Annotated in this window: 26 protein-coding genes, 2 tRNA genes and 1 other RNA gene; 12 read left to right on the top strand and 17 right to left on the bottom strand. The window is 66.8% G+C overall.

Features of this window, described 5'->3' with window-relative positions:
* Nucleotides 1-30 precede the first annotated feature (30 nt).
* Nucleotides 31-693: a hypothetical protein gene (locus QF031_RS07880; RefSeq protein WP_307426279.1), complete on the bottom strand. Its 663-nt coding sequence runs from the start codon at nucleotides 691-693 to the stop codon at nucleotides 31-33.
* A gap of 64 nt (nucleotides 694-757) precedes the next feature.
* Between QF031_RS07880 and QF031_RS07875 the strand changes: the two genes are divergently transcribed.
* Nucleotides 758-1,678 carry an acyl-CoA thioesterase gene (locus QF031_RS07875; RefSeq protein ID WP_307426276.1) on the top strand — a complete coding sequence of 307 codons (921 nt, stop codon included), beginning with the start codon at nucleotides 758-760 and terminating at the stop codon, nucleotides 1,676-1,678.
* A gap of 125 nt (nucleotides 1,679-1,803) precedes the next feature.
* On the opposite strand, the gene ettA is transcribed toward QF031_RS07875, so the two are convergent.
* From ettA to QF031_RS07860, 3 genes are all read right to left on the bottom strand, one after another.
* Nucleotides 1,804-3,486, bottom strand: a complete 1,683-nt coding sequence (gene ettA, locus QF031_RS07870; protein WP_307426273.1) for an energy-dependent translational throttle protein EttA — start codon at nucleotides 3,484-3,486, stop codon at nucleotides 1,804-1,806.
* A 61-nt stretch (nucleotides 3,487-3,547) separates the two neighbouring features.
* The gene (locus QF031_RS07865; protein ID WP_307426270.1) at nucleotides 3,548-4,117 is read right to left on the bottom strand and encodes a DUF6993 domain-containing protein; all 570 of its coding nucleotides are present in this window, start codon (nucleotides 4,115-4,117) and stop codon (nucleotides 3,548-3,550) included.
* A 166-nt stretch (nucleotides 4,118-4,283) separates the two neighbouring features.
* Nucleotides 4,284-4,832, bottom strand: a complete 549-nt coding sequence (locus QF031_RS07860) for a single-stranded DNA-binding protein (protein ID WP_307426266.1) — start codon at nucleotides 4,830-4,832, stop codon at nucleotides 4,284-4,286.
* A gap of 208 nt (nucleotides 4,833-5,040) precedes the next feature.
* Here QF031_RS07860 and QF031_RS07855 point away from each other — a divergent pair.
* A tRNA-Arg gene (locus tag QF031_RS07855) sits at nucleotides 5,041-5,113 on the top strand.
* A 47-nt stretch (nucleotides 5,114-5,160) separates the two neighbouring features.
* On the opposite strand, the gene QF031_RS07850 is transcribed toward QF031_RS07855, so the two are convergent.
* Nucleotides 5,161-6,387, bottom strand: coding sequence for an ROK family protein (locus QF031_RS07850; protein WP_307426263.1), 1,227 nt, complete (start codon nucleotides 6,385-6,387; stop codon nucleotides 5,161-5,163).
* A 150-nt stretch (nucleotides 6,388-6,537) separates the two neighbouring features.
* Here QF031_RS07850 and xylA point away from each other — a divergent pair, with 150 nt between their 5' ends.
* Both xylA and xylB read left to right on the top strand, forming a co-directional pair.
* A complete protein-coding gene (xylA, locus tag QF031_RS07845; protein ID WP_307426260.1) occupies nucleotides 6,538-7,725 on the top strand; it encodes a xylose isomerase in 1,188 nt (395 codons plus the stop codon).
* Between the two features lie 81 nt (nucleotides 7,726-7,806).
* A complete protein-coding gene (xylB, locus tag QF031_RS07840) occupies nucleotides 7,807-9,225 on the top strand; it encodes a xylulokinase (protein ID WP_307426257.1) in 1,419 nt (472 codons plus the stop codon).
* 130 nt (nucleotides 9,226-9,355) lie between these two features.
* Here xylB and QF031_RS07835 read toward each other — a convergent pair whose 3' ends face one another.
* From QF031_RS07835 to QF031_RS07825, 3 genes are read right to left on the bottom strand one after another with little or no spacing between them, the layout of a single operon-like run.
* The gene (locus tag QF031_RS07835; protein ID WP_307426254.1) at nucleotides 9,356-10,195 is read right to left on the bottom strand and encodes a sugar phosphate isomerase/epimerase family protein; all 840 of its coding nucleotides are present in this window, start codon (nucleotides 10,193-10,195) and stop codon (nucleotides 9,356-9,358) included.
* On the bottom strand, nucleotides 10,192-11,406 hold the full coding sequence (locus QF031_RS07830) for a dihydrodipicolinate synthase family protein (protein ID WP_307426251.1): 1,215 nt from the start codon (nucleotides 11,404-11,406) through the stop codon (nucleotides 10,192-10,194). The genes QF031_RS07835 and QF031_RS07830 overlap by 4 nt, the downstream gene beginning before the upstream one ends.
* Nucleotides 11,406-12,575, bottom strand: a complete 1,170-nt coding sequence (locus QF031_RS07825) for a Gfo/Idh/MocA family protein (RefSeq protein ID WP_307426247.1) — start codon at nucleotides 12,573-12,575, stop codon at nucleotides 11,406-11,408. Before QF031_RS07825 ends, QF031_RS07830 begins: the two co-directional genes overlap by 1 nt.
* A gap of 168 nt (nucleotides 12,576-12,743) precedes the next feature.
* Between QF031_RS07825 and QF031_RS07820 the strand changes: the two genes are divergently transcribed.
* Complete coding sequence (locus QF031_RS07820) at nucleotides 12,744-13,823, top strand: LacI family DNA-binding transcriptional regulator (RefSeq protein WP_307426245.1); 1,080 nt, start codon at nucleotides 12,744-12,746, stop codon at nucleotides 13,821-13,823.
* Nucleotides 13,823-14,599: an alpha/beta hydrolase gene (locus QF031_RS07815; protein WP_307426242.1), complete on the top strand. Its 777-nt coding sequence runs from the start codon at nucleotides 13,823-13,825 to the stop codon at nucleotides 14,597-14,599. Before QF031_RS07820 ends, QF031_RS07815 begins: the two co-directional genes overlap by 1 nt.
* On the opposite strand, the gene QF031_RS07810 is transcribed toward QF031_RS07815, so the two are convergent.
* A complete protein-coding gene (locus QF031_RS07810) occupies nucleotides 14,596-15,498 on the bottom strand; it encodes an aldose 1-epimerase family protein (RefSeq protein WP_307426239.1) in 903 nt (300 codons plus the stop codon). The two genes, QF031_RS07815 and QF031_RS07810, sit on opposite strands and share 4 nt — an antisense overlap.
* 80 nt (nucleotides 15,499-15,578) lie before the next feature.
* Between QF031_RS07810 and QF031_RS07805 the strand changes: the two genes are divergently transcribed.
* Nucleotides 15,579-16,292: a DNA alkylation repair protein gene (locus tag QF031_RS07805; protein ID WP_307426235.1), complete on the top strand. Its 714-nt coding sequence runs from the start codon at nucleotides 15,579-15,581 to the stop codon at nucleotides 16,290-16,292.
* Here the strand turns inward: QF031_RS07805 and mptB are convergent.
* Entirely contained in the window at nucleotides 16,289-17,845 is a 1,557-nt protein-coding gene (mptB, locus tag QF031_RS07800) for a polyprenol phosphomannose-dependent alpha 1,6 mannosyltransferase MptB (protein WP_307426232.1), read from the bottom strand. The two genes, QF031_RS07805 and mptB, sit on opposite strands and share 4 nt — an antisense overlap.
* A gap of 155 nt (nucleotides 17,846-18,000) precedes the next feature.
* On the opposite strand from mptB, the gene orn reads away from it, so the two are divergent.
* From orn to def, 3 genes are all read left to right on the top strand, one after another.
* Entirely contained in the window at nucleotides 18,001-18,630 is a 630-nt protein-coding gene (gene orn / locus QF031_RS07795) for an oligoribonuclease (RefSeq protein ID WP_307426230.1), read from the top strand.
* Nucleotides 18,631-18,760: 130 nt separating this feature from the next.
* Nucleotides 18,761-18,833: transfer RNA gene (locus tag QF031_RS07790), tRNA-His, on the top strand.
* A gap of 132 nt (nucleotides 18,834-18,965) precedes the next feature.
* Nucleotides 18,966-19,538: a peptide deformylase gene (gene def, locus QF031_RS07785; protein WP_307426228.1), complete on the top strand. Its 573-nt coding sequence runs from the start codon at nucleotides 18,966-18,968 to the stop codon at nucleotides 19,536-19,538.
* Nucleotides 19,539-19,574: 36 nt separating this feature from the next.
* Here def and QF031_RS07780 read toward each other — a convergent pair whose 3' ends face one another.
* From QF031_RS07780 to rnpB, 5 genes are all read right to left on the bottom strand, one after another.
* Nucleotides 19,575-20,390, bottom strand: coding sequence for an HNH endonuclease family protein (locus QF031_RS07780; protein ID WP_307426226.1), 816 nt, complete (start codon nucleotides 20,388-20,390; stop codon nucleotides 19,575-19,577).
* 137 nt (nucleotides 20,391-20,527) lie between these two features.
* On the bottom strand, nucleotides 20,528-20,737 hold the full coding sequence (locus QF031_RS07775) for a hypothetical protein (protein WP_307426224.1): 210 nt from the start codon (nucleotides 20,735-20,737) through the stop codon (nucleotides 20,528-20,530).
* A gap of 73 nt (nucleotides 20,738-20,810) precedes the next feature.
* Nucleotides 20,811-22,289 carry a glyceraldehyde-3-phosphate dehydrogenase gene (locus tag QF031_RS07770; protein WP_307426222.1) on the bottom strand — a complete coding sequence of 493 codons (1,479 nt, stop codon included), beginning with the start codon at nucleotides 22,287-22,289 and terminating at the stop codon, nucleotides 20,811-20,813.
* A 270-nt stretch (nucleotides 22,290-22,559) separates the two neighbouring features.
* Nucleotides 22,560-23,090, bottom strand: coding sequence for a TspO/MBR family protein (locus QF031_RS07765; protein ID WP_307426219.1), 531 nt, complete (start codon nucleotides 23,088-23,090; stop codon nucleotides 22,560-22,562).
* Nucleotides 23,091-23,133: 43 nt separating this feature from the next.
* Nucleotides 23,134-23,520: RNase P RNA component class A (rnpB, locus tag QF031_RS07760), an RNA gene on the bottom strand.
* Nucleotides 23,521-23,575: 55 nt separating this feature from the next.
* On the opposite strand from rnpB, the gene QF031_RS07755 reads away from it, so the two are divergent.
* Complete coding sequence (locus QF031_RS07755) at nucleotides 23,576-24,340, top strand: YaaA family protein (protein WP_307426216.1); 765 nt, start codon at nucleotides 23,576-23,578, stop codon at nucleotides 24,338-24,340.
* A gap of 18 nt (nucleotides 24,341-24,358) precedes the next feature.
* Here the strand turns inward: QF031_RS07755 and QF031_RS07750 are convergent, their stop codons facing one another.
* Both QF031_RS07750 and QF031_RS07745 read right to left on the bottom strand, forming a co-directional pair.
* The gene (locus QF031_RS07750) at nucleotides 24,359-25,096 is read right to left on the bottom strand and encodes a zinc ribbon domain-containing protein (RefSeq protein WP_307426213.1); all 738 of its coding nucleotides are present in this window, start codon (nucleotides 25,094-25,096) and stop codon (nucleotides 24,359-24,361) included.
* A gap of 90 nt (nucleotides 25,097-25,186) precedes the next feature.
* Nucleotides 25,187-26,110, bottom strand: a complete 924-nt coding sequence (locus QF031_RS07745; RefSeq protein WP_307426210.1) for a Nif3-like dinuclear metal center hexameric protein — start codon at nucleotides 26,108-26,110, stop codon at nucleotides 25,187-25,189.
* A 102-nt stretch (nucleotides 26,111-26,212) separates the two neighbouring features.
* On the opposite strand from QF031_RS07745, the gene msrA reads away from it, so the two are divergent.
* Nucleotides 26,213-26,737 (top strand): peptide-methionine (S)-S-oxide reductase MsrA, encoded by a 525-nt coding sequence (gene msrA, locus QF031_RS07740; protein ID WP_307426207.1) that lies wholly within the window; start codon nucleotides 26,213-26,215, stop codon nucleotides 26,735-26,737.
* Nucleotides 26,738-26,741: the final 4 nt, after the last annotated feature.

Raw genomic sequence — 26,741 nt, 5'->3', positions numbered from 1 at the left:
CGGGGCTGACACTGCCCCGGCCACCTGGGGCTAGAGCAGGCCGCTGCCGGTCCTGGCCAGGACGTGGCCGCGCGGGCCAGTCAGCCGGAACCAGCGGCCGGTCCGGTAGAGCTTCTGGTCACCGTCACCAAGGAACCCCAGCACGAAGGCTGCGAAAGCCGCACCGGCGGGCAGGCCGGCGTCGTCAAGTTCCCGGCCCCAGACCGCTGCCCGGGCGTTGTTGACGATCAGGGCGCCCGGCTTGTCCGGTACGATCCCGGCGACTTCGGCGATGCCTGCCTCTGCCGCAGCCCGAAGACGGGCGTCGCTGACGGACCCCAACAGCTCCCATCCGCCCCGTGGGGCGCCTACTCCTGTCCACGACTCGGTGACGGTGGTGGGCGGAACCGGCAATTCGACGTCGTTCTCCCCCGCATGTGCCAGCCGGTCCAGGACGGATGACAACGCCACGGTGACATCTGTTCCGGAGGGTTCCGCCAGGGCCATGGTGCGCAGGCCCAGGATGGTGGGGGTTGATTCACCCAGGAGCCTGGGCCGCAGGACACAGACGTAGGCGGCGAGGACGGAGCCGGCGGCCTGGAGGCGGATGGCTCCGCCGTCGTCAATGGCCTTGGCCCGGGTGGCAAACGTCTTCAGGTCGGCCAGATCCCGGGGATCGGCGAAACGGAAGGACGAGGTGAGAAGTTCAGACACACCTTAGACACTACCGGCTGCGCCCCGGTTGAGCGGTTCCCGCGGCGCCGTCTAGAGTCGGACCATGACTGAAGCCGAAGCCGGACTGCTGGCGCCGCCAAGCGGAGACCCCACCTCATCACTGATCGAACTGCTGGACCTTGGTGAGCTGGAGGGCGCCCGGACGGACGAGGATATCTTCCTGGGCCCCTCCCAGCAGCAGCCGCATCACAGGGTGTTCGGCGGGCAGGTCCTGGCGCAGTCTCTTGTGGCAGCCACCAGGACCGTGGATCCGGAACGGTTTGTCCACTCCATGCACGGCTACTTCCTGCGGCCCGGTGACGCCAACAAGCCCATCACCTTCGGGGTGCAGCGGCTGCGCGACGGCCGGTCCTTCTCCGCCAGGCGAGTCCACGCCTACCAGGAGGGCGTGCCCATCCTGTCAATGATTGCCTCCTTCCAAGGTGAAGACGAGGGCATTGACCACTCCTCCGCCATGCCCGCCGGGATCCCGGACCCTGAGTCGCTGCCCAGCACGGCTGACCTGCTGGGAAAGTTCGACCACCCGGTGGCCCGGCACTGGGCCTATGAGCGGCCCTTCGACATCCGGCACGTCGACCCGCCGCTGTACGTGTCCGCAAACGGACCGCGGGAGGCCCGCAACGCCGTCTGGATGAAGACCTTCGGCCCCATGCCGGATGACTCCAACCTGCACCGCGCGGCCTTGGCCTACGCCAGCGACTACACGCTGCTCGAGTCGATCCTTCGGCGGCACGGCCTGAACTGGACCAGCCCCGGCATGAACGTCGCCAGCCTGGACCACGCCATGTGGTGGCACCGCCCGGCAAGGGTGGATGAATGGCTGCTCTACGTCCAGGAGTCCCCGAGCGCGCACGGCGCCCGCGGGCTGGCGACCGGCAGGATTTTCAACCGGGAGGGCCAGCACGTCGCTTCTGTGGCGCAGGAGGGGATGGTCCGCGTTCCCGCCCTTCCGGAAGGCGACTGAATCCGGTCCTCCCCGCGGCGGGCATCAGTAAGGCCGGCACCAGGTGGACAAATTCCATCTGGTGCCGGCCTTACTTCTTGTACAACGCGCCTCCCGCCGGGCTGCCGCCAGGCGGCGGGTCGAGGCTAGTCGCGGGTGAGGCGCCGGTGGGTGACGCGGTGCGGCTTGGCAGCATCCGGGCCCAGCCGCTGGACCTTGTTCTCCTCATAGGATTCAAAGTTGCCCTCGAACCAGTACCACTTGGAGGGGTTCTCGTCGTCGCCTTCGTAGGCCAGGATGTGGGTGGCCACCCGGTCCAGGAACCACCGGTCGTGAGAGACCACCACGGCGCAGCCGGGGAACTCCAGCAGCGCGTTTTCCAGGCTGCTGAGGGTTTCGACGTCGAGGTCGTTGGTGGGTTCGTCGAGGAGCAGCAGGTTTCCGCCCTGCTTCAGGGTCAGGGCGAGGTTCAGCCGGTTCCGCTCACCGCCGGAGAGGACACCGGCCTTCTTCTGCTGGTCCGGTCCCTTGAAGCCGAATGCGGCCACGTAGGCGCGGGACGGCATTTCAACGTTGCCCACCTGGATGAAGTCCAGCCCGTCCGAGACAACTTCCCACAGGGTCTTGTTGGGGTCGATGCCGCCACGGCTCTGGTCCGCGTAGGAGATCTTGACGGAGTCGCCGATCTTCAGGTCACCGCCGTCGAGCGGCTCGAGGCCGACGATGGTCTTGAACAGGGTGGTCTTGCCCACGCCGTTGGGGCCGATGACGCCCACGATTCCGTTGCGGGGCAGGGTGAAGGACAGTCCGTCGATCAGGACCCGGTCCTCGAAGCCCTTCTGGAGGTTCTTGGCCTCCAGGACCAGGCCGCCCAGGCGCGGTCCCGGCGGAATCTGGATCTCTTCGAAGTCAAGCTTGCGGGTGCGGTCGGCTTCGGCGGCCATTTCCTCGTAGCGGGCCAGGCGGGCCTTCGACTTGGTTTGGCGGCCCTTGGCGTTGGAGCGTACCCACTCGAGTTCCTCTGAGAGGCGCTTGGCCTGCTTGGCGTCCTTCTTGCCCTGGATTTCCAGGCGGGCGCGCTTCTTCTCCAGGTAGGTGGAGTAGTTGCCTTCGTAGGGGTACAGGTGGCCGCGGTCCACTTCGGCGATCCATTCAGCCACGTGGTCCAGGAAGTACCGGTCGTGGGTGACGGCAAGGACGGCACCGGGGTAGTTCGAAAGGTGCTGTTCGAGCCACAGGACGCTTTCGGCATCCAGGTGGTTGGTGGGCTCGTCGAGGAGCAGCAGGTCCGGCTTCTGCAGGAGGAGCTTGCAGAGCGCTACGCGGCGGCGCTCACCGCCGGAGAGGTTGGTGACGTCGGCATCGGCCGGCGGGCAGCGCAGCGCATCCATGGCCTGCTCCAGCTGGGAGTCGAGGTCCCACGCGTCGGCGGCGTCGATCGCTTCCTGCAGCTTGCCCATCTCCTCCAGGAGGGTGTCGTAGTCAGCATCGGGGCTGGCCATCTCCTCGGAGATCTCGTTGAAGCGCTGGATCTTGCCGTAGATCTCGCCAACGCCTTCCTGGACGTTGCCCAGGACGGTCTTTTCCTCGTTGAGGGGCGGTTCCTGCATCAGGATGCCCACGCTGTATCCGGGGCTGAGCCTGGCCTCACCGTTGGAGGGCGTGTCCAGCCCGGCCATGATCTTGAGGATGGTGGACTTACCGGCACCGTTTGGGCCCACAACACCAATCTTGGCGCCCGGGAAGAAGGACATGCTTACGTCATCAAGAATGAGTTTTTCGCCAACGGCCTTGCGGGCCTTGGTCATTGTGTAGATAAATTCCGCCATGGTCTCAAATCTAGTGGGTCGGCGTGCAGAACTCACATTTTGACCCCGTCAGCCAGCGCGGTCAGGACCCGACGAAGCACTTCCCGCTGGCCAGTACCGGAAGGACAGTCACCGTCACGGCGCCTTCACGCACCTGACCGATCACACAGTCCTTGCCCTGCAGCACCGCCGCCTCGATTGCGTCCGCCTCCAGCCCGGTGGGCGTACGGCTTTGCGAGACCTGGAGAACCGCCGGCGCAATACCGGCGCCGGCCAAGGCTTCGCTGACCTGGCTTGTGGCAGGCTTTGGTGTTCCCGCTGCCAACTTGGTCAGGGTATCCGTGACGGTCCGCTTCACCGTATCGGTGGCCGCTGCAGCCGCGGACGCCTGCGTCCCGCCTGAAGTGCCGGCCAGCGGTTCACCGCCGGGACGGGTGCTTCCCGCCAGCGGACCAGCGCCCTGGGCAGGCTCCTGTTTTGCGCTGGCGGCCGCCGTGGCCTCCAGCTTTGATGCCTGTGCGCCGCTGGCTCCACTTGCGGGCTGAGTCGCGGAAGAACCGGCAGCACACCCTGACAGAACCACGGCCAGGACTGCACATGCCAATGCTGCACCGGCGCGTTTGCTCTGCCGCTGGTATGGGGTGGGAAGCATTGTGTCATTCTGTCACGGGTGCCGGGACATCCTGATCAGCGTGATTAGCGGCGGACTTCCGCGGCGGCCGTGCTGGCTGACTGACGGGCGGACGGAGGGCGGATGGGGGTGCCGCCGTTCCGTCCGCCCGGGACTGAAGGGGAACGCTGATGCCTGATATGTGTCCCTACACTTCGGCGAGTTCCCCCGTTTCCAGGTCCAGCGAAGCGAGCCTGCCGTCATTGTCCTGGACGACGACGGCGGGCTGGACGAGGTCTTCGGGATGCTCGTCCTCACGGTCCTCCGGTTCATCCGGGTCATGGTCCATTCCGGCGGCCTCATCCGGCACCTGCTCCACGAGGGAAAGGGCAGGCCTGGAGGCGGTACGAATGAAGTTGGCAGATCCAAAGGTGAGGTCGTGCCCCACGGCCTCGGCGTCGATGGTGGTGGAGTGGTAGACCCGCCCGTCCTTTTCCCGGGTGCGGAGCTTCAGCTTGCCCACCACGATGACCGGCTGCCCCTTCCTGATGCTGCACCCCAGGGTTCCAGCAAGGTTGCGGTAGCCCTGGACCGTGAACCAGTTGGTGTGCCCGTCACCCCAGGTCTTGGATGCCTGGTCGAAGCGGCGGCTGGTGGAACCAAGCCGGAAGGAGGCTGTCGCCACTCCCCCGGGCGTGGTGGAACTCGTTATCTCCGTGGCCACGAAGCCCCGGATGGTGATGATCGTTTCGCTCATGTCTACGTCCTGTCTGGAAGGTGGCGCCTTTAGCAGGCACGACCAGCATCGCGCCCGGATAAGGCCTGGCAGCAGGCAGGGATCGTCCTATGTGGACAACAAGCGCCAATCCGACACGTGTGGAGGAAGGGTGCCGGCCGGATGCGACCGCCGGTACCCCGGGCAAGGTAAACTTTTGGAGGCGCTGGCCTGATGGCCGGAAGCCGACGCCTCAGTAGCTCAGGGGATAGAGCAGCGGCCTTCTAATCCGCCGGTCGGGGGTTCGATTCCCTCCTGGGGCACCCTGTGCAACGCCCCGGTCTTCAGACCGGGGCGTTGTTCGTTCCAGCTACGCGTGCAGCCGGTGCGGCGCCTCCACAAGGGACCGGATGACGCTGCCGGCGGCGCCCAGCAGGGCTCCGGATTCGCCCACGGCGGACACTGCAACCTGTTCAGCCACGTACTTGCCGGGCGCGTATTTCTGCAGGCTTTCCAGCAATGGTTTGCGCAGCCAGGCCTCCAGGACGGCGAAGTGCCCGCCAAGGACCACCGAGTGGATATTGACCACCCGCGCCGTTGACGCGAGCGCTATGCCAAGGCAGCGGCCGGCCCGTTCGACGGCGGAGACGGCCTTGGGGTCTCCGGCCTTCAGCGCCTGCAGGAGAACGGACATGCTGGCGGAACGGGACGCAGCCTCCTGGGCCACGCCGGCAGCGGCGAAGATGGCGTCCTGGCCGGCGACGGTCTCCAGGCAGCCGGTCCCCCCGCAGGAACAGCGGCCGCCGTCCGGGTCCACCACGACGTGTCCCACTTCGCCGGCATGACCTTCCGGCCCAGTGAACAGCTCGGAGCCGATGACGATCCCGCCACCGACGCCCACCTCGCCCGAGACAAACAGAAAGTCGGAGGCACTGTCGGGACGGTGCCGCAGTTCCGCCAGGGCTGCCGCATTGGCCTCGTTGAAGAGCGCCACGCCCAGGGGAGCCTCGGGCAACAAAGCATCAAGGTCAAGGTCCACATCAACCCAGCCAAGGTTGGGGGCGGTAAGCACCCGCGCCGCAGCAGGATCAACGAGTCCAGGCACGGCCAGCCCTCCGCCAAGGACCTCAACCCCGTCCTCCCCCGCAGTGCTTCGGACGCGGGCGGCCAGGACCGCGAGCGCCGCCAGCACCGGAGCGTCAGCGCTGTTCCGGTTGTCCCGCTCCTTGACTTCACGGATGAGGACGTTCCCGGCCAGGTCAACCACCGCCGCCGAGATGTAGTCGACGTTGATCTCCATTCCCATGACAGCACGACCGGGGTTGAGCTCCAGCCCGACGCCGGGCCGGCCCCGCCCTTGCGGGTTCAGCCCTATTTCACGGATGATCCCGGCGTCCAGGAGGTCCAGAACCAGGCTGGACACCGACGCTTTGGTCAGTCCGGTGGCGCCTGCCAGCTGGGCGCGGCTGGGACACGTGCCGGCCGGGAATTCCGCGATGGCGCCCAGGACCAGTGCAAGGTTGCTGCGCCGGACATCCCCCACGCTTCCGGGGGCTGCGCCTCCGGGTCCCGCCGCTGCAGGCGCCGGCATCACCATCACAAAGCTCCTCGGGTTTAACGCTCCGCCAATTTTTTCCGGCTGTCGCAAGCCGGACTATTGACCCCACCCTACGTCCCCTCATATAGTTCAGGCAATGAACTAATGCTTCGCAATCCCGCGGAGCCCCGATCGCAAGGACGCATCAACATGACCCCCACACCTACCCCCGCCGACAAATTCACTTTTGGCCTCTGGACCGTTGGCTGGACCGGCGCCGACCCGTTCGGCGTCGCCACCCGCTCTGCGCTTGACCCCGTGGAAGCCGTCCACCGGCTGGCCGAGCTCGGCGCCTACGGCATCACCTTCCACGACAATGACCTGGTCCCTTTCGACGCCTCCGCCTCCGAGCGGGACCTCATCCTGAAGAACTTCCGTGCAGCCCTGGCTGAAACCGGCCTGAAGGTTCCGATGGTGACCACCAACCTCTTCAGCCACCCCGTGTTCAAGGATGGCGGCTTCACCTCAAACGACCGCTCGGTCCGCCGGTTCGCGCTGTCCAAGGTGCTTCGCAACATCGACCTCGCCGCCGAACTCGGCGCCGAGACCTTCGTCATGTGGGGCGGCCGCGAAGGCAGCGAGTACGACGGCTCCAAGGACCTCGCCGCCGCCCTGGACCGCATGAAGGAGGGCGTGGACACCGCCGCCGGCTACATCAAGGAGAAGGGCTACAACCTCCGCATCGCCCTCGAGCCCAAGCCGAACGAACCCCGCGGCGACATCTTCCTGCCCACCGTCGGCCACGGCCTGGCCTTCATCGCCCAGCTGGAACACGGCGACATCGTTGGCCTGAACCCCGAGACCGGGCACGAGCAGATGGCAGGGCTGAACTTCACCCACGGCATCGCCCAGGCGCTGTGGGCCGGCAAGCTCTTCCACATCGACCTCAACGGCCAGCGCGGCATCAAGTACGACCAGGACCTGGTCTTCGGCCACGGCGACCTCACCAGTGCCTTCTTCACCGTAGACCTGCTGGAGAACGGCTTCCCGGGCGGCGGCCCGAAGTACGACGGCCCGCGGCACTTCGACTACAAGCCCTCCCGCACCGACGGCTACGACGGCGTGTGGGAGTCCGCCAAGTCCAACATGGCCATGTACCTGCTCCTGAAGGAGCGGGCGCTGGCCTTCCGCGCAGACCCGCAGGTGCAGGAAGCCCTCACCACCTCTGGCGTCTTCGAGCTCGGCGAAACCACCCTCGCCGCCGGTGAGACCACCGCGGACCTGCTGGCGGATGCTGCCGCGTTTGAGGACTTCAACGCCGACAAGGCAGCGGAGCGCTCCTTCGCGTTCGTCCGTCTCAACCAGCTCGCCATCGAACACCTCCTGGGTGCCCACTAGCCATCCACTACCCCGCTGCGGGGCCTGGGAGATGTTCCAGGCCCCGCAGCGTTTCCATTCCTGCACATAGAAGAGAACCCCATGCCGCTCGTAGCCGGAGTCGACAGCTCCACCCAGTCCTGCAAGGTAGTCATCCGCGACGCCGACACCGGAGCGCTGGTCCGCCAGGGACGGGCCGCCCACCCTGAGGGCAGTGAGGTCCACCCGGACCACTGGTGGACGGCGCTGCAGAAAGCCGTGGCGGACGCCGGGGGCCTGGATGACGTCAGCGCCGTCTCCGTGGGTGGCCAGCAGCACGGCATGGTCTGCCTGGACAGCGACGGTGCGGTGATCCGTCCGGCGCTGCTGTGGAACGACACCCGCAGCGCCGGCGCGGCCTTGGAGCTCATCGAGGGTGCCGGCGGCGGCGATCCCGCCGCCGGCGCGCAGTACTGGGCGACAGCCACAGGAACCGTTCCCGTAGCGTCCCTGACGGTGACCAAGCTGCGCTGGCTGACAGCCCACGAGCCGGAAAACGCCGCGAAAGTGGCCGCCGTCTGCCTGCCGCACGACTGGCTCACCTGGCGGCTGGCAGGCTACGGGCCCGGCAGCGGAGAAGAAGGCTTGGCGGCTTTGGCCACTGACCGCTCCGACGCGTCGGGCACCGGCTACTACTCGACGGCGGAGGGCAAGTACCTTCCGGACGTCCTGTCCGCAGCCCTTGGGCACGTGCCGGTCCTTCCCAAGGTCCTTGGGCCGTTGGAAGCGGCGGGCAGGACGCCGGCCGGCAGCCTTCTGGCCGCAGGCGCCGGGGACAATGCGGCCGCCGCGCTGGGCGCCGGGGCCGTGCTGGGCGACGTGGTGATGTCGCTGGGCACGTCCGGCACCGTGTTCGCAGTGTCCAATACGCCGGCGGCAGACGCCTCGGGTCTGGTGGCAGGGTTCGCAGACGCGGCGGGCCACTACCTGCCGCTCGTGTGCACCCTGAACGCCACCCGCATCTTCGATGCCACGGCCGCCCTGCTGGAGGTGGACCTGCCGGAGTTCAACCGGCTGGCACTGTCAGCCGGACCCGGCGCGGGAGGCCTCACCCTGGTCCCCTACTTTGACGGGGAGCGGACGCCCAACCTGCCGGACGCCACCGGTTCCCTGCATGGCATCACCCGGGCCAACTACACGCCGGCCAACCTGGCGCGCGCCGCCGTCGAAGGCGTGGTCTGCTCCCTCGCTGACGGTCTGGCGGCCCTGCAGGCCCAAGGCGTGCAGGCGCAACGGATCATCCTCGTCGGCGGCGGTGCACAGTCTGCCGCCGTCCAGGAAGTTGCTGCGAGCCTGCTGGGATCCGCCGTCACAGTCCCGGCGCCGGGCGAGTATGTTGCGGACGGCGCCGCGCGCCAGGCCGCCGCGGCGCTCACCGGACGGTTTCCGGAATGGGCGGCAGCCGCCGTCGACCTTCCGCGGGGCAAGGACGACGCCGGCGTGCTGGCCCGGTACCGCAGGTTCGCCTCGTTGTACGCCTAGGTCAGCAACGAGCAACGGGGCAGGAAAAAGGACCCGGACCAACAGTGGAAACCACCGATGGTCCGGGTCCTTTCACGTGAAGCGCGGGCTCCTGCCGTGACGTAGCAGGAGCCCGCGGTCTTGCATCAGGTCAGGCGTACGGCAGGACAAGCTCCGCGTACCGCTCCTTGACCGTGGCCAGGACGGTGTTGCCGTCCATGTCCCAAATCTCCTGATTGAAAATCTCCACCTCGATGTCGCCGGTGTACCCGGCGTCGCGCACCCAGGTGCCGATCGTCGCAAAGTCCACCACGCCGTCGCCCATGTACCCGCGGGAGAGCAGCGGATCGGCGGCGATAGGCATGTTGAAGTCGCACACCTGGTAGGACGCGATCCGGTTTTCCCGTCCGGCACGTTCAATCTGGGCCTTCAACTCCGGGTCCCACCAGACATGGAAAGTGTCGACGGCGACCCCCACGATGGAGGCGTCGAAGGGCGCCGCGAGGTCCAGGGCCTGCCCCAGCGTGGAGATCAGGGCACGGTCCGCTGCGTACATCGGATGCAGTGGTTCCAGGACCAGACGGATGCCGTGCTCCTGGGCGAACGGGACCAGGTCTGCCAGCCGGTCAGCCACGCGCTGGCGCGCTGCCACAACATCCTTCTCCCCCGGCGCCAGGCCGCCGACCACCAGGAACAGCTCCCTGGTGTCCAGGGCCACGGCCTCGAGGATGGCGGCACGGTTGTCGGCAAGCGCGGCTGCCTGGCCCTCGGCGTCCGCGGCGGTCAGGAAACCGCCCCGGCACAGGGAGGAGACACGGAGCCCTGCGTCCTTGATCAGGCGTGCGGCCTTGTCCAGGCCTGCTTCCTCCACCCGGTCCCGCCAGGGGCCGATGGCAGGAATTCCGGCATTGACGCACCCCTCAACGACCTGCGCGAGTGTCCACTTCTTGGTGGTGGCGCTGTTGATCGAAAGGCGGGAGTAGTCGCTCATGCCCCCACCCCGTTGATCCGCAGGTAATCGGACATCCGGAACGCTGCGAGGGCAGGGTCCCTGAGGAGGCCGGCCTGGTCCGCCAACTCGAACGTCCTGGACAGGTGGCATACCGAGCGTCCCGAGTGCAGCCCGCCCACCATCTGGAAGCCCGGCTGCTTGCCGTTGAGCCAGGACATGAACGCGATTCCGGTTTTGTAGTAGAACGTGGGGGCACTGAAAATGTGTTTGCCCAGTTCGCGGGTGGAGTCCAGGATTTCGCGGGCTTTGGCGGTGTTTCCGGCCTCGTAGTGCTGCAGTGCCACAGACGCGGCCGGGTAGATGGCCGCGAAGATGCCCAGCAGGGCGTCCGAGTGGTGGGTGCCGTCGCCGTCGATCAGTTCCGGGTAGTTGAAGTCGTCGCCGGTGTAGAGGCGGACACCTTCGGGCAGGGCTGCGCGCAGGGCCACTTCGTGGCTGGCATCCAGGAGGGAGACCTTGACGCCGTCCACCTTGGCCGCGTTGTCCCTGATCAGGCCGAGGAAGGTCTGGGTGGCGGTAGCGACGTCGTCAGAGCCCCAGTAGCCGGCAAGGGCGGGATCGAACATGGTGCCCAGCCAGTGCAGGATGACCGGCTGGTCCACTTCCTGCAGCAGGGTGGAGTAGACCTTCAGGTAGTCCTCCGGCCCGGTGGCGGCCTTGGCCAGGGCGCGGGAGGCCATGATGATGACCTTGGGCCCGGCCTCCGTGATGACCGCGATCTGCTCGCGGTACGCCTCGAGGACGGCCTTCAGTCCGGCTTCGCCGGCGGGCAGGGAATCGATGTCCAGCTGGTCGGTGCCGGCGCCGCAGGACACGAGGTCGCGGACGGACTTGCCCGCGGTGGCAGGGTTGTTGGCTGCCACCACCGAGGCGGCTTCCACGCCGGTGCGCTTGATGAGCTGCTGGGTGGCTGCCCAGTCCAGGCCCATGCCGCGCTGGGCGGTGTCCATGGCATCGGCGACGCCCAGGCCGTATGACCACAGTTCGTGCCGGTATGCCATGGTGGCGTCCCAGTCGAGCCGGGCGGGGGCGCCGGGTGTGTTGTCGGCGAGGACTTCGGGAATGACGTGCGCCGCCGCGTAGGCACGCCGCGCCGTCAAAGGGGCGGTGGGCCTGGCCCAGGCGGTGCCGCCCTGCAGTCGGTACTCCCTGGTGCCGCCGTCTTCGGAGGGAAGGATGAGGGAAGTCATTAGAGGGTGATCTCCGGGATGTCGAGGGTGCGGCGTTCGTCGTTTGAGCGCAGGCCGAGTTCGGCCAGCTGCACACCGCGTGCGGCGGACAACAGCCCGAAGCGGTGTTCGCGGCCGGCCACTACGTCGCGGAGGAACTCTTCCCACTGAAGCTTGAAGCCGTTGTCCAGCTCGGCGTTGGCGGGAACTTCCTGCCACTGGTCGCGGAAGGACTCGGTGACGGGCAGGTCCGGGTTCCATACGGGCTTGGGGGTGTGGGCGCGCTGCTGGGCGACGCACTTGTTCAGCCCGGCGACGGCGGAGCCGTGCGTGCCGTCCACCTGGAATTCCACCAGCTCGTCGCGGTAGACGCGCACGGCCCAGGAGGAGTTGATCTGGCCGATGACTTCGTCGCCGCCCGGGGTCTCGAGCTCGAAGATGCCGTAGGAGGCGTCATCCGCCGTGGCCTTGTATTCCTTGCCTGCTTCGTCCCAGCGTGCCGGGATGTGGGTGGCCGTCTTGGCGTTGACGCTCTTGACCTTCCCGATGATGCCTTCGAGGACATAGTTCCAGTGGCAGAACATATCGGTGGTCATTCCGCCGCCGTCTTCCTTGCGGTAGTTCCAGGACGGGCGCTGGGCCGCCTGGATGTCGCCTTCGAAGACCCAGTAGCCGAATTCACCGCGGATGGAGAGGATGCGGCCGAAGAAGCCTTCGTCCACCAGGCGGCGGAGCTTGACCAGGCCGGGGAGGTAAAGCTTGTCATGGACGACGCCCGCGGTAACGCCGGCCTCCTTGCCGATCCGGGCCAGCTCGATGGCCTCGTCCAGCGTTTCCGCCGTGGGCTTCTCGGTAAAGATGTGCTTGCCGGCCAGCATGGCCTTCTTGAGGGTGGCGGCGCGCAAGCTGGTCATGGAGGCGTCAAAAACGACGTCGACAGTGGGGTCTTCGATGACGGCATCGAGGTCGGTGGTCCATTCAGAGACCTTGTGCTTTTCCGCCAGCTCGCGGATCTTGGCCTCGTTGCGGCCCACCAGGATGGGTTCCACCTGCACACGCGTGCCGTCTTCGAGGGTGAAGCCCCCAGCGTCGCGGATGGGCAGGATGGAACGCAGCAGGTGCTGGCGGTACCCCATCCGGCCGGTGATGCCGTTCATGGCGATGCGGATCGTTTTCGTTTCGAAGCCCATGTGTCCTCCACGGTGAGTGAGCAGTGTACTGAAGCTGTTCGGGAAAGCGCGTTCCCGCTGCTTCAATCATGCACGGCGCGGTTCCAGTTGGCAAGCGCTTTCCGGAAGTAGTTTGGACTGCCATAATGTCCTTAGCTTTTGAGCCCCTACCAATCACCAGGAGATGCAGTGGCTGCAAGTACCCTTACCGAGGTGGCGCGCCTTGCCGGCGTCTCCCCCGCCACAGCCTCACGCGTACTGAACGGCTCGGCCCGCAAGCCCGGCAAGGACATTGCCGAGCGCGTTCGGCAGGCCGCGGACTCACTTGGCTACATCCCGAATGCCCAGGCCCAGGGGTTGGCGAAATCCAGCTCCGGACTGATCGGCCTGATCGTCCATGACATCGCGGACCCTTACTTTGCCGCCATCGCGCGGGGCGTTCAGGAAGCCGCCCGGGAACAGCGCAAGATGGTGCTGCTGGCCACCACGGGAGGCGGGCCGGCGGAGGAAAAGGAAGCGGTGGCGGCCTTCGCCGCGCGCCGGGCAGACTCGATCGTGATTGCCGGATCCCGCTCCTGCCGGACCGAAGACCAGGACGGCAACGCCGAACTGGCCGCGGAACTTGACCGGTACTGCCGGAACGGCGGCAGGGTGGCTGTGGTGGGACATCCCGTGGTCGGCGCCTCGGCCGAGGAGGGCTACCACGTGGTGAAAGTCCCCAACCAGGAGCTCGCCGGCCAGCTGGCCACGGAACTTGCGGCAGAGTGGGACGGCGACTTCGTTATCGTGGGCGGACCGGAGGGACTCCTGACCTCCGATGACCGGGTGCGCGGCTTCCAGGAGGGACTTCAGCGGGCCGGGCGGCCGGAGGCTGACGTCATGCGGACCGGATTCAACCGGTCCGGCGGATTTGAAGCCGGGCTCCAACTGGCCGGACGGATCAAGGCGGCCCAGTCCGGAGGGAGCGCGGCACCGAAACTCTGTATTTTCGCCGTCAATGACGTGATGGCCATCGGGGCAGCAGCAGCCCTCCGGGCGGAGGGGCTTCGCATCCCCCGCGACGCCGCGATCGCCGGCTTCGACGACATCGAAACCCTGCGGGACTTCCGGCCCGCCCTTTCCACCGTCCGCCTGCCGCTGGAAGACATCGGACGCCTGGCCACCCGCGCTACAGGCCCCCAGCAGAACAGCGGGGAGGCGGAAGACGCCCTCCCCGGTGGCATCAGCGGCGAGGTCACGCTGCGGCGCAGCACGGAAGCGGCAGCCTGATGACGCCGCCAGGACTTACCGCAGTTCCCGCCCGCCACGAAGCCGGCGGAGCCGCCGAAGCCCGGCCGGCAATCCTGGTCCTGCCGGGCGGGGGGTATGCCCGCCAGGCCGACCATGAAGCCGAACCCGTGGCCGAATGGCTCGCTTCCCTCGGCATCCATGCCTTCGTCCTCCGCTATCGGGTAGCCCCGGACCGGCACCCGGCACCCCTGGAAGATGCCAAGGGAGCCATGCTCCACATCCGGAGCGGCCGGCACGGGCTCGCCGTGGACCCCGAACGGGTCGGCGTCCTGGGATTCTCGGCCGGCGGGCACCTGGCCGCAACCCTGAGCACCGCAGCGGCCACGGGAAACCCGGAACTGGACCTTCCCGCGGCGGTCCCCGACCTTTCGGTGCTGTGTTACCCCGTGGTGTCACTGACGCACGAAACGCACCAGGGATCCGTGGCGAACCTCCTTGGCGACGCACCGCCGTCGGACCTCCTGGCGGCCCTGTCGGCGGAACGGAACGTCACGCCCGGGACGCCGCCGGCGTTCCTCTGGCACACCGCCGACGACGACGCCGTACCGGTGAGCAACAGCCTGAACTACGCCGGCGCGCTGTTTGCCGCCGGCGTTTCAGCCGAACTCCATGTCTTCCCGCAGGGACGGCACGGACTGGGACTTGCCGCCGGTGAAACCGGTCCGGAGCAGTGGAGCGCATTGTGCGCGGCCTGGCTGGAGCGTGCCGGGTGGACGGAGACCCGCGCCGGAGCCGCCGCGGCCACCTCCAACTAGGCCAGAGCGCGGATGGTCCAGCTCGCAGCGTGCGACTGGCCCGGCTGCAGGTGCACCAGGTCCGTTCCCGAATGCAGGGCATCCGGCGGGCAGGTCATGGGTTCCACAGCCAGGCCCAGCCGGTCAGGGCCAACGGGCTTGTCCCCGGTGTGCACCTGCACCCAGGGCCACTCCGGCCCCCATTCCAGTTCCACTCCCGTGCCGGACGGATCATGCACGCGAACCCGGCCCAGGCCGGCGCTGTCCCGGGAAATGTCGGTAAAGGCGTGGTCGATCTTGACCGGCCCCAGCCGCCGGGGGGAACGGAAGTCGAAGTCGTCCCCGTCCACCTTCCGCATCCCGACGGGCAGCAGCCGGTCCGGCGTCACCTCGAGGTAGGCGGCGGCAGGAAGTTCCAGGGACCAGTCATCCAGCGGGGACGGACCCGCTACGAGGTAGGGATGGGGGCATACCCCGTACGGTGCGGCAACGGAGCCCGTGTTGACCGCGTTCACGGTGCCCTGGAGACCGTCCTCCGACAGGGAGTATGTGACGGCAAGGTCAAGGTCACCGGGGTAGGCGGGGCCCGAGGGTATGCGGCAGCGGAGGACCGCCCGCTCCGGAACCGCCTCCTGGACCTCCCACGTCCCGTGGATTGCAAGGCCGTGGAGGGCGGAGCCGCGTTCCGGTTCATTGATGGCGGCGGCATAGGACTTTCCGCCGTAGGTGTAGGTACCGTCCGCCAGCCGGTTTGGCCAGGGCGCGCAGATGACGCCGCGGTAGTCCGGAACCGCTCCATCCGGGCCGAAGCCCACCACGAGGTTCCGTTCGCCATGGCGCAGTTCGCGCAGCGCTCCCCCGCGGACGGTAACGACGGCGGAGTAGGGTCCGTGGGCGAGGTGGATTTCGGTTCCGGGCATGGGTTCCCTCTGCTTCAGAATGTGTTAGCGCTCACCAGCGTACCCCACGCGCCGCGCTGATACTGGCTAAAGTGGCCGCCATGGAAACCACGGCAGACCCTGACCTCATTGCCGCCGTCCGTGGTTCCCTGCGGGAACTCGCCGACCCGGCGCGGGCTGCCGGCGCCCAGGCCTACATGAAATCCTCGCTCCCCTCGCTGGGTGTGCGGGTTCCGGACGTCCGGCGGATAGCAGCCCGGGCCGCCCGGGAGTTTCCGCCGGTGTCTGCCGGGCGGCTGCGCGCCACGGTGCTGGAGCTGTGGCGCAGTTCCACCTGCCGGGAGGAACGCTATGCGGCCATTGACCTGACGGCCCACCGGACGGTGGCCGCGGACCTGGACATGCTGCCGGTCTACGAGGAAATCATCCGGACCGGTGCCTGGTGGGATTTCGCCGACGGCGTGTCCGGCCGGATCTGCGGTCTGCTGCTGGCGCATCCCGACGAGATGTCCCGGGTCCTCAGGCAGTGGAGCAGCGATCCGGACTTCTGGATCCGCAGGGCCGCCATCACCTCGCAGCTTCGGGCCAAGGAGGCCACCGACACCCAGCTGCTCGCCGCCGTCATCGAGCCGAGCCTTCCAGACCGGGAATTCTTCATCCGGAAGGCGATCGGCTGGGCGCTGCGCGAATACGCCAAGACGGCGCCGGAGTGGGTGGAGGCGTTCGTCGCCAGGCACCGGGAGGACATGAGCCCGCTGTCCAGGAAGGAAGCCCTGCGCCGGCTCACCGCCGGCCGCGACGCTGGCGGCCGCTAGAGCACCGGGCGTTCGACGACGGGCTCGTGGGTCTTGCGGAACAGCCGGCGGGTGCCGGGATCCCAGAAGATCAGGTACAGGGCAAACAGGAGGGCCGTCAGTGCCGCAGCGACCCGGGCCAGGGCCAGCGCGAAGCCCAGGTCCTGGGTCTGGAGGTAGGGGAAGACGTCCAGCTGGTCTGAAATGGCGTAGATCATGAAGAACGACACCACAAAGTACAGCGCCTTGACCTGCCAGTCGTTGCGGATGCCGGTCACGGCGAAAAGCGGAATCAGCCAGACCACGTACCAGGACTGGATGATGGGGGCCAGCAGCACCACTGCGGCCAGGGCGAGCGTAAGCCGGCGCATCAGCCGGTCATAGTCCCCCTTGAGGATCTGCCAGGCGACGATGCCCACGGCTAGCAGCTTCCCGGCGTCGAACACCCAGCCGGCGGGCACCGACCCGTCGAAGCCCAAGGCGTTGGCCAGGGAGCCAACCACCATGCCAAGCAAACCGACGGGGGCGTACCAGATGGAAATGCTGCCCGGCGCTGAAAGGCCGCTGATCCAGCCGAACCCGAAACCGTTGACCATGCTCATCGCGGTCAGGAGCGCCAGGCTCAGGCCGGCCGTGAGCGCCCAGAAGCCCATTTTCCGCAGCCACCCCGCGTGCTGGCCCGCCCACAGCAGGCCGATGAACGGCAGGAAGATGAGGGTGATGGGCTTCACCGCGATGGAGAGAGTCACCAGCACGATCCCGCGGACCTGCCGCCGGGTCGCGGAGTAATACAGCCCCGCCAGCGCCAACCCGATCATCAGGGCATCGTTATGGACGCTGGCGATGAAGTTGGTCAGGAAGAGCGGGTTTGCCACCGTGAGCCAGAGGGCCCGGTGCGGGTTGACGCCGTGCAGGTCGGCGAGCCGGGGGATGTAGATGACACACAGGACCACACCGGACAGCGCCACCAGCCGGAAGAGCATGACGCAGGCTTCGGGCTGGACGTTCGTGGCCCAGACGACGAACTGCTCGATCCACAGGAAGAGCTGCCCGTAGGGAACCGGCGCCTCGGTCCACATCTTGTCGGCGCCGAGCTGGAAATAGTTTGAGAGGGCGGAAATGCCGTTTTCGTAGGGGTTGAATCCCTCCACCATCAGGCGCCCCTGCCCGATGTAGGCGTACACGTCCCGGCTGAACAGCGGCACGCTGAAGACCATGGGCAGTCCCCAGGCCACCAAGGCGGCCAGGGTTGCCCTCCGCGCCTGTTCACCCCACACACGGACTTTCTGGCCGAGCCGCAGCCACGCGCGCACCAGAAGCATGCCACCCACGGCCACCAGGATGATGGACAGCGCCACGCCCGGGGCCTCGGTGCGCATCCAGATAAAGAGGGGCACGCGGCGCAGCTCCGAGACAGGGGCCAGCCAGCCCACGCCGATGGATCCGGCCATCATGAACAGGGAGCCCACGAAACCGGCAAGCAGGGGTGAGCGTGGATTGTCCACCTCGGCACTGCCCATTCCGGCAGTGCCCGCCGCCGCCACCTCCCCCGTTGCGGGCACAGGCGCCGTCATCTCAGGATTGTCCAATCTTCTTGCGTTTCCTCGGTTCCCCCGGCGGGCCTCGCGGGCCTGGCCGGGACACAATTCAGGGCGGAAGGGCGACCCGCCGCGTATCCGAAATCCTAGCATCGGCCGGGTGCCCGGAGGTGTAACGGTAGTCTGGTCCGGTGCCTATATCTAACGAACGAATCGTCTGGATCGACTGTGAAATGACCGGTCTTGACATCAAGAACGACGCCCTCATCGAGGTGGCAGCCCTGGTCACCGATTCGGAGCTGAACATCCTGGGTGACGGTGTGGATGTGGTGATCAAACCGGACGACGCCGCCGTGGCCCAGATGTCCGATTTTGTCCGGGACATGCACACCAAGTCCGGGCTGCTGGCCGAACTTCCGCACGGCCGGACCATGGCAGAAGCAGAGGCCGCGGTGATGGACTACATCTCCGCCTGGGTCCCGGATCCGCGCAAAGCACCGCTGGGGGGCAACTCGGTGGGAACGGACCGGGTGTTCCTGTCACGGGACATGCCAGCCGTGGTGGAGCACCTGCACTACCGCGTCATCGACGTCAGCACCATCAAGGAGTTGTCGCGCCGCTGGTACGCCAGGGCCTACTTTCAGTCGCCGGCGAAAAAGGGTGGCCACCGCGCGCTGGGGGACATCAAGGATTCCATCGACGAGCTGCGCTACTACCGTGAGGCGGTTTTCGTGCCCGCACCCGGACCGGACAGCGCCACAGCCCAGAAAATCGCCCGCGGAATTGCCGATGGCGGTGACCCCGGGCAGCCCGGGGAGTAATCTGCGCCACGTTTGCATGAATTTTTGCTTCAAATCGCGGAAAGTGGACAAAGCACCCCTTCTGAGCAGGTAAGCTATTTGAGTTGCGTTTCCAGGGAGCCGCTACAGCGGACATCCCTTGAGGCACATGGTGGGCGTAGCTCAGTTGGCAGAGCGCCTGGTTGTGGTCCAGGAGGTCGCGGGTTCAACCCCCGTCGCTCACCCTCACGGGGCGGCACATGCAGCCGTCAATAAAGGAGGCCGCACCGGATATCCGGTGCGGCCTCCTTTGTTTTGCCCCACCGGGGGTACATGCATTGCAGCCGGGGACACCGCAAAGCCGAAGGACTGATGATATGACCGTTCTGCCGATCACCGTCTGGGGCGAACCCGTCCTGCACCGGCGGGCCAGCGAGGTGGAAGTCTTCGACGACGAATTGCGCACGCTGATTGCCGACATGTTCGAAACCAACGAAGCCGCGAACGGGGTGGGCCTCGCCGCCCCGCAGATCGGCGTGGGCAAGCGGATCTTCGTGTACAAGTACGCCAACGACGACGGCGCTCCCCCAACCGGCGTCCTGGTGAATCCGGTCCTGACCCTGTCCAAGGTCTCCGGCGCCGCTCCTGACCCCGACGAGGAGGAAGAGGGCTGCCTGTCCTTCCCCGGTGAACAGTATCCGCTGAAACGCGCGGAATGGGCACGGGTGGAAGGCTTTGACGGGGACGGAAAGCCGGTGAAGTTCGAGGCGACGGGCTGGTTCGCCAGGGTCATCCAGCATGAATACGACCACCTGGACGGCAAGCTGTACGTCAACCGGCTGATGGACCGGTATTCCCGGAAGGCCATGAAGCAGGCCAAGAAAAACGGATGGGGCGTACCCGGCCTGACGTGGATGCCCGGCGTCGATCCCGATCCGTTCGGCCACTGACGCTTACAGGCCCCTGCCCCTCAAGTAATGGACTTGTCAGCGGGCAGCGCTGCCCTGCTGGGCCCTGATGGTCTGCTGCTGCGGGCAGGAGGCGAGGACCCGTTTCATGGCATCCTTTTCGGCCGATGTCACCCACAGCCCGTAGGCGGCCTTCACGGAAATCTGGCGCGCCACGTAATGGCACCGGATGGCGGTGTTTTTCGGCAGCCACGTGGCGGCATCACCGGCGCTTTTTTGCTGGTTGGCAGCACCGTCGGCAGCAATGAGGTTCAGTGGATCGTTGGCCAGGCTCTGGCGTTCCTTTGGTTCCAGCCCCTGCGCCCCCTTTTGCCAGGCGTCGCCGAGTGCCACCACATGGTCGATCTGGACCGCGCGGCTGCTCTCGGAGCCGCGGCGGAAGTCCAGGTCCTGGCCGGTGTAAGGTTCGCGGAAGTGGCCCGCCGTTACCTTGCACGTGGATCCTTCGGCGAAGACCACCCCGGCGAGGTCCCTGCGAAGGATGTCGTTGCGGGTGTCGCAGCCGTTCCGGTCAACGTCCAGCCAGGCCTGGCCGAATGCCTCCCGGCTGTAATCGGTGCTGGAGGCCCGGCCCTTCATGGCAAGGCCCTCCAACGCCGCAGCGGCGGTCCCGGCCGGCACCGCGTGCGGCTCCTGTACCGGCTTCATCCAGGCGGCGTCGAAGACCGGCGCTTCCGTTGGTCCCTGCGGCACGGGTCCGGCCGCGGCGAACTGGCCGGCGGTGAAGAACCAGAAGAGCGCGGCCAGGATGGCGGCAGCCGCTGTGACCAGCAGCGCCCAGGCCTGGCGGGAACGGCGGCGTGCGCGGCGGTAGGCAGACCAGCTGATAGTCACGGTGTGGGGGCCGGGAGGGGATAGTCAGGCACCCCATGAGCCTAGGACAAAGGGCACTTCCGGCCGTTGATATCCACACTGTTGGGGACGAGTGATGGGTCACAGGGCCGGGCAGCCAGTGCCGGATCTACTGCCGGTTATTGCTCCCTGGTGACCCTGCGAAGATCTTCCTCGGCGATGGCCAGCAGTCCCTCGAGCTGGCGCACCCGCTCGTCGGAAACATCGCCGGTCTTCTGTCCGGCGCGGGCGCGTTCGAGCAGCCGTACGGCTTCCTTGTGGTTGGCCTTGGCTACGTCCAGGGCGTGTTCGAGGGTGGTCTGGTGCTGAAGTGTCGATTCGTTGTCCATGCCACCAGTGTGGTCCCGATTCCCGGCTGTTTCCAGAGAAACAGCCGGGAATTCGCGGGACGTGCGCGGATCGTTAGACAGCGATCGCGGCCAGCGCGGCGGCGCTTTCCTTGGCAGGGAACGACGGCGGGTTGACGCCTGCCATTTCCTCCATGACGCGCACCACCTGGCAGCTGTAGCCGAACTCGTTGTCGTACCAGACGTAGAGGACAAGGTTCTTATCCGTGGACACGGTGGCCGGGCCGTCCACGATGCCGGCGCGGCGTGAGCCGACGAAGTCGGTGGAAACCACCTCGGGCGAGTCGATGTAATCGATCTGCTTGCGCAGGTCCGAGTGCAGTGACATCTCGCGCAGGTAGTTGTTGACCTCGTCCTTGGTGGTGCCGTTTTCGAGGGTGAGGTTCAGGATCGCCAGGGACACGTCCGGGGTGGGGACGCGGATGGAGCTGCCGGTGAGCTTGCCCAGGAGTTCGGGCAGGGCCTTGGCCACGGCCTTGGCGGCTCCGGTTTCGGTGATCACCATGTTCAGTGCTGCGGAGCGCCCGCGGCGGTCGCCCTTGTGGAAGTTGTCGATCAGGTTCTGGTCGTTGGTGAAGGAGTGGACGGTTTCCACGTGGCCGTGGACCACGCCGAACTTGTCATTGATCGCCTTCAGGACCGGGGTGATGGCGTTGGTGGTGCAGGATGCAGCGGAGACGATCTTGTCTGAATCCGTGATGTCACGGTGGTTGATGCCGTGGACGATGTTCTTCAGTTCGCCCTTGCCCGGCGCTGTCAGCAGGACCCGGGCCACGCCCTTGCTCTGCAGGTGCTGGGACAGCCCTTCAGCCTCGCGCCAGCGGCCGGTGTTGTCCACCACCAGGGCGTCGTTGATCCCATAGGCCGTGTAGTCGATAGTGGCGGGGTCGTTCGAGTAGATGACCTGGATCTGGACACCGTTGGCCGTGATGGTGTTCGCGGCCTCGTCGATCCGGATGGTGCCCTCGAAGGAACCGTGGACGGAGTCGCGGCGCAGCAGGCTGGCGCGCTTGGAGAGGTCGTTGTCGGAGCCGCGGCGGACCACGATGGCGCGCAGGCGCAGCCCGTGGCCGCCGCCGGCCTTTTCGATGAGGAGGCGTGCCAGAAGCCGTCCGATGCGGCCAAAGCCGTAGAGGACGACGTCGGTGCTGGTGCGGTCGTCGCCGCCGCGCTTGCCGACGATCTCGGCGAGCTCTTCGCGGAGGAATTCCTCCAGGGTGGCGCCGTTGCCTTCTTCCTTGAACTTCTGGTTCAGGCGGGCGATGTCGATCGCGGCGGCGCCAAGCTCAAGTCCGGCCAGCGTGTTCAGCAGGGGCGCCGTGTCCTCCAGGAGCAGTTCGTCCTTGCTCATCCGGCGCGCGAAGCGGTGCGCCTTGAGGATGTTCATGGTGGACTTGTTGATCAGGCTCCGGCCGTGGATGCTGGTCACCACGTTGTTTTCGCGGTACAGCCTGCCGATGACCGGGATCATGGCCTCGGCAAGGGCCTCCCGGCCCATCCACGTATCAAGACAAGAATCAGACGTCTGGCTCACAGAAATACCTTCCTCGGTTCAGCCGTGCACGTCCTCGTACACGGATGTCGGCCACCTGATGATGTCCAGGGGCACCGGCACCTGCAGGGATGGTCCCCAGGCACCTGGATCGCGTGCAAAGAAAAACCGCCGGCTGCGGGCGCAACTTTCGGCGGTAGAACTCCTGCGTCCGTTATCCATTCTAAATTGGCCCGGTCCGGGGAACACGCTTGCACTGCGTGAAATCACTCACACGGTCCGGAGCGCCCCGCAGAGCCTCGGCTGCGCGCCTCAGTTGTGGATCGCCGAGTACAGGTTCAGGCTGGCGGAAAACACGAGCCAGGAAAAGTAGGGCAGCACCAGGTAGCCGGGGGCGGCGTCCACCGGCCCGAACCGCAGGATCAGGAACGCCAGGGTTGCGGTGAGGGCGCAGATAACCGCGAAGGCAGCCCAGAGGGCCGCCACTCCCAGCATTAGGTAAAGGGCGAAGAAGGTCACCGGCCACGCCGTATTGAGCAACTGGACCACGTAGCCGGCACGGGTGCCTCCGGTCAGGCCGCCTTTGCGCCAGACCAGCCACGCGGCGGCTGCCACACCCGCGTACAGCACCAGCCAGGTGGTCCGGAACATCCACGACGGCGGCATCCACGGCGCTTTTACCGACGCTGCGTACCAGCCGCTGGCGTTGAGGATGATCGGAACGGAGGCGAGTACCCAGGCCAGGGCGGAGAGGGCCAGGAAACCTGCGAGCGCCATGCCCTGGGAGCGGAGGCCGGGAATGCCCGCTGCGGGTGCGGGTCGGAGTTCAGGAATTACGGGCACGGTTCAGCATCCCCGACGCGTTGCCGGTGGTCAAACGGGTTTGCGGATGGGACAGCCGGTACGCCGGGTTCTGTTCTCCCCTTCCGTTACCGGAAATGGGAGCGACGGCCATCCATCTACGAGTACCGTTGCCGGCACCCTCCAGCGGCCTACCCGGACACTCGGGCGGGCAGCCCTCAAACGTGTCCTGTCTGGCCTTGCTCCGGGTGGGGTTTACCTAGCCTTCCCGGTCACCCGGGAAGCTGGTGGTCTCTTACACCACCGTTTCACCCTTACCTGCCCTTCCTGCGAAAGCCGGAATGCAGGCGGTCTGTTTTCTGTGGCACTGGCCTGCGGGTTACCCCGAGTGGGCGTTACCCACCACCCTGCCCTGTGGAGCCCGGACGTTCCTCGAGCCACTTGCGTGACGCGCGGCCGTCTGGCTGTCCCATCCGAGTCCAGTCTACCGGCGCCGCCGGCCGGTTCGTCGCCGGTAGGATCGGACGGTGCTGATTCTGCTTCCCCCTTCCGAAGGCAAGACGCCCCCGCTTCGGGGTCCCGCCGTCGACTGGTCCGCCCTGGGCTTTCCGGAGCTCAACCCCTACCGGGCAAAGGTCCTCGAGGCTTTGGGAACGGTCAGCGCGCACCAGGACGCCCTCGCCTTACTGGGGGTGGGCGCATCGCTGCGTGGCGACGTCGAACGCAACACGCGCCTGAGCGCCGAGCCCGCAGCCCCTGCCCACAGCATCTACTCCGGCGTCCTGTACGACGCCCTGGGATACCGGACCCTGACGCCGGGCCAGCGCCGCAAGGCCGATGAGTCCGTCCTGGTGATCTCGGCGCTGTGGGGAGCGCTGCGCTTTGGGGACAGCGTCCCCGCCTACCGGCTGTCCATGGGTACGGCGTTGCCCGACGTCGGCCGGCTGGCTCCGTTTTGGAAGGCACAGCTCAGCGACACGTTGGGCGAGGCGGCCAAGGGGCACCTGCTGGTTGACTGCCGCTCCAGCACCTACGCGGCGGCGTGGGCTCCGCCGCCGGAACAGACAGTCTCCGTAAATGTCTTTACCGAGACCGGCGGCGTCCGCAAGGTGGTGAGCCACTTCGCCAAGCACACGCGGGGCGAACTGGCGCGGCATTTGGTGGTGCGCCGCGGGAAAGCCCCGGCCGCACCGTCGGACCTCCTAAAGGCTGCGCGCGAAAAGTGGGACGCGGAACTGGTGCCGGGCACCGCCCGCAAACCGCACGCCTTGAACATCATCCTGCCGGGCTGAGTCCCCCGGCCGCGGCGCTCAGGACCACTCGTCCGAGCGGACCAGGATGGCGCCGGAGTCCGGGCAAAAGACGATCTCGTCGGCAGCGGCAGCTTTGATCTCGGCGAGGTCGCCCGGGCTGAGCTTCATGCCGGAGGCTTCCGAGGTGCCGTGGAAGAGCCGCGCCGCGCCCACTCCGCGTTTCGCCAGGGTCTTCTCGTAGACCGCCAGCATGGCCCCGTCCAACCCGGCGGCGAAATCGGCCCGCTGGGAGCGGAGCCCTTCGGCTTCGGTTTCCACCTCGGCCAGGGCAGCATCGAGCTCGGCGCGGATGGTGCCAAAGGAGCCCTGGATGTCATCGACGATCTGCTGCTGGGCCGCCTGCCGCTCGCGCAGGAATTCCAGCCGCTCCATGACTTCCAGTTCCGCGTCTTCAAGGTCCGAGCGCCGCTTGTTCAAAGATGCGATGTCCTTTTGCAGCGCCACCAAGTCCTTGGAGAGGCCGGTGCCGCTGTTGAGCCGCGCCTCGTCGCGTTCGATGCGCGAGGCGACCTGCTCGACGTCGGCCTCCGCCCTCTTCAGCTCGGCCTCGGCGTCATGCACGGCCACCTTGGCGGCACCGAGTTCGCCGTTCGCTACGGACAGGGCAGCTTCGAGGTCCTTGATGCGGGGATCGTTTTCCAGCGTCCGGCGGCGGTTGGCGAGGCCCTTCAGCCTGGCGTCGAGCCCCTGCAGTTCGAGCAACTTCAACTGTTCCGCCGGTGCTGCCTTCGCCACTGTTACCTCCGCTAAATCCCTTCCGGCCGCAGCCGGGCACCGAACCGGCGCTTCCTAGACTCTAGCGCCTGCCCGTCTCCCCCGCCTTGCTCAGCCTGGGGTCAGGATGAAGTCCCACGGATCGGTGTTGGTGGTGCTGACCCGGATCTCCACGTCATGGCCCTGGTCTGCCAGGACGTTGCCCAAAGCTGCTGCCGCGGCAGGCAGCCACAGCCATTCGCTGGCAAAATGCGAGACATCAACAAGATACGGCCGTCCGTTGAGGGCTGCCTCCCGCGCCTCCGACGCCGGATGGTGGCGAAGGTCCGCGGTGACATAGACGTCGGCGTTGCTGGCACGCACTTCATTGAACAGTGAATCCCCGGCACCACCGCATACCGCGATCCGCCGCACCAGTCCGTCCTTGTCCCCCGAGACGCGCACTCCCCCGGCAACGGACGGAAGTATGCCGTAGACACGCGCCGCAAAATCGCCCAGGCTCATGGCCTCCGCCAGGTCTCCCACCCGCCCTATGCCTTCCTCCGGCAAGCCATTGGCTGCAGTGGTGAGCGGGGCCGCGTCCTGGAGCCCCAGGGCGTCGGCCAAGACATCGGAAACACCTCCGACGGCGGAGTCCCCGTTGGTGTGCACGGTCAGCAGTGCCGTTCCCGACTCGATGAGCCGGTGGACAGCCCGGCCCTTGGCCGACGTGGCGGCCACCGACGTGACGGCCTTCAGCAGCAGGGGGTGGTGGGTGATGAGCAATTCCGCTCCCCACTCAACGGCTTCCTCGATGACTTCCAGGGTGGGGTCCACCGCGAACATCACCTTGGACACGGGCGTGGACGGGTGCCCTGCCACAAGCCCCACCTCGTCCCAGCCTTCCGCAAGGGACTCCGGCCACAACTCCTCCACTGCAAGGAGCAGCTCAGCCAAGGTGGGGGCATCCGCGGAACCGGCCGGAGCCGGAGTGTCGGAGGACGCTTCGCCGTCGTGATCTGCCGGGCCGGTAACGTCGGTGTCCACAGGTTCCATAGTCTTAGTTTTACCCCATCGGCTTCACGCGGCCGCAGTTTGCACCGGGCACTGCGCCAGGACGCGGGGAATGATCCGGCGCCGCCAACCATTGAAGAGGTCATGAAAACTTTTGTTCTTGGCGGAGGCTGCTTTTGGTGCCTCGACGCCGTCTACCAGAAGACCAGGGGCGTCACGTCAGTGGTGTCGGGCTACACCGGGGGCCACGATCCGGAGCCTGACTACTATTCGGTCTGCAGCGGCACCACCGGTCACGCGGAAGTTGTAGCGGTGACCTTCGACGAGGAGGTCATCCCTGCCGAGGTTGTCCTGGACATGTTCTTCGCCCTGCATGACCCCACCACGCTGAACCGCCAGGGATACGACGTAGGCACCCAGTACCGTTCCTCGATGTTCTACGAAACCGACGAGGAGAAGATCCTGTTCGAGGAAGCAATCGACCGCAACCAGGCGCTGTGGTCCCATCCCATCGTCACCGAAGTCAGCCGGCTGCCGCGGTTCCATGTCGCGGAGGAATTCCACCAGAACTACTACGCCAAATACCCGGAGCAGGGGTACTGCCAGGTGATCATCAACCCTAAGCTGGCCAAGGCGCGGAAATATTACTCTGCATGGCTTAACGCTTAGCCAC

The organism is Pseudarthrobacter defluvii, assembly GCF_030816725.1.
In the GTDB taxonomy this organism is placed as follows: Bacteria; Actinomycetota; Actinomycetes; order Actinomycetales; family Micrococcaceae; genus Arthrobacter; species Arthrobacter defluvii_A.
This window is presented reverse-complemented; position numbering and strand designations above follow the sequence as displayed.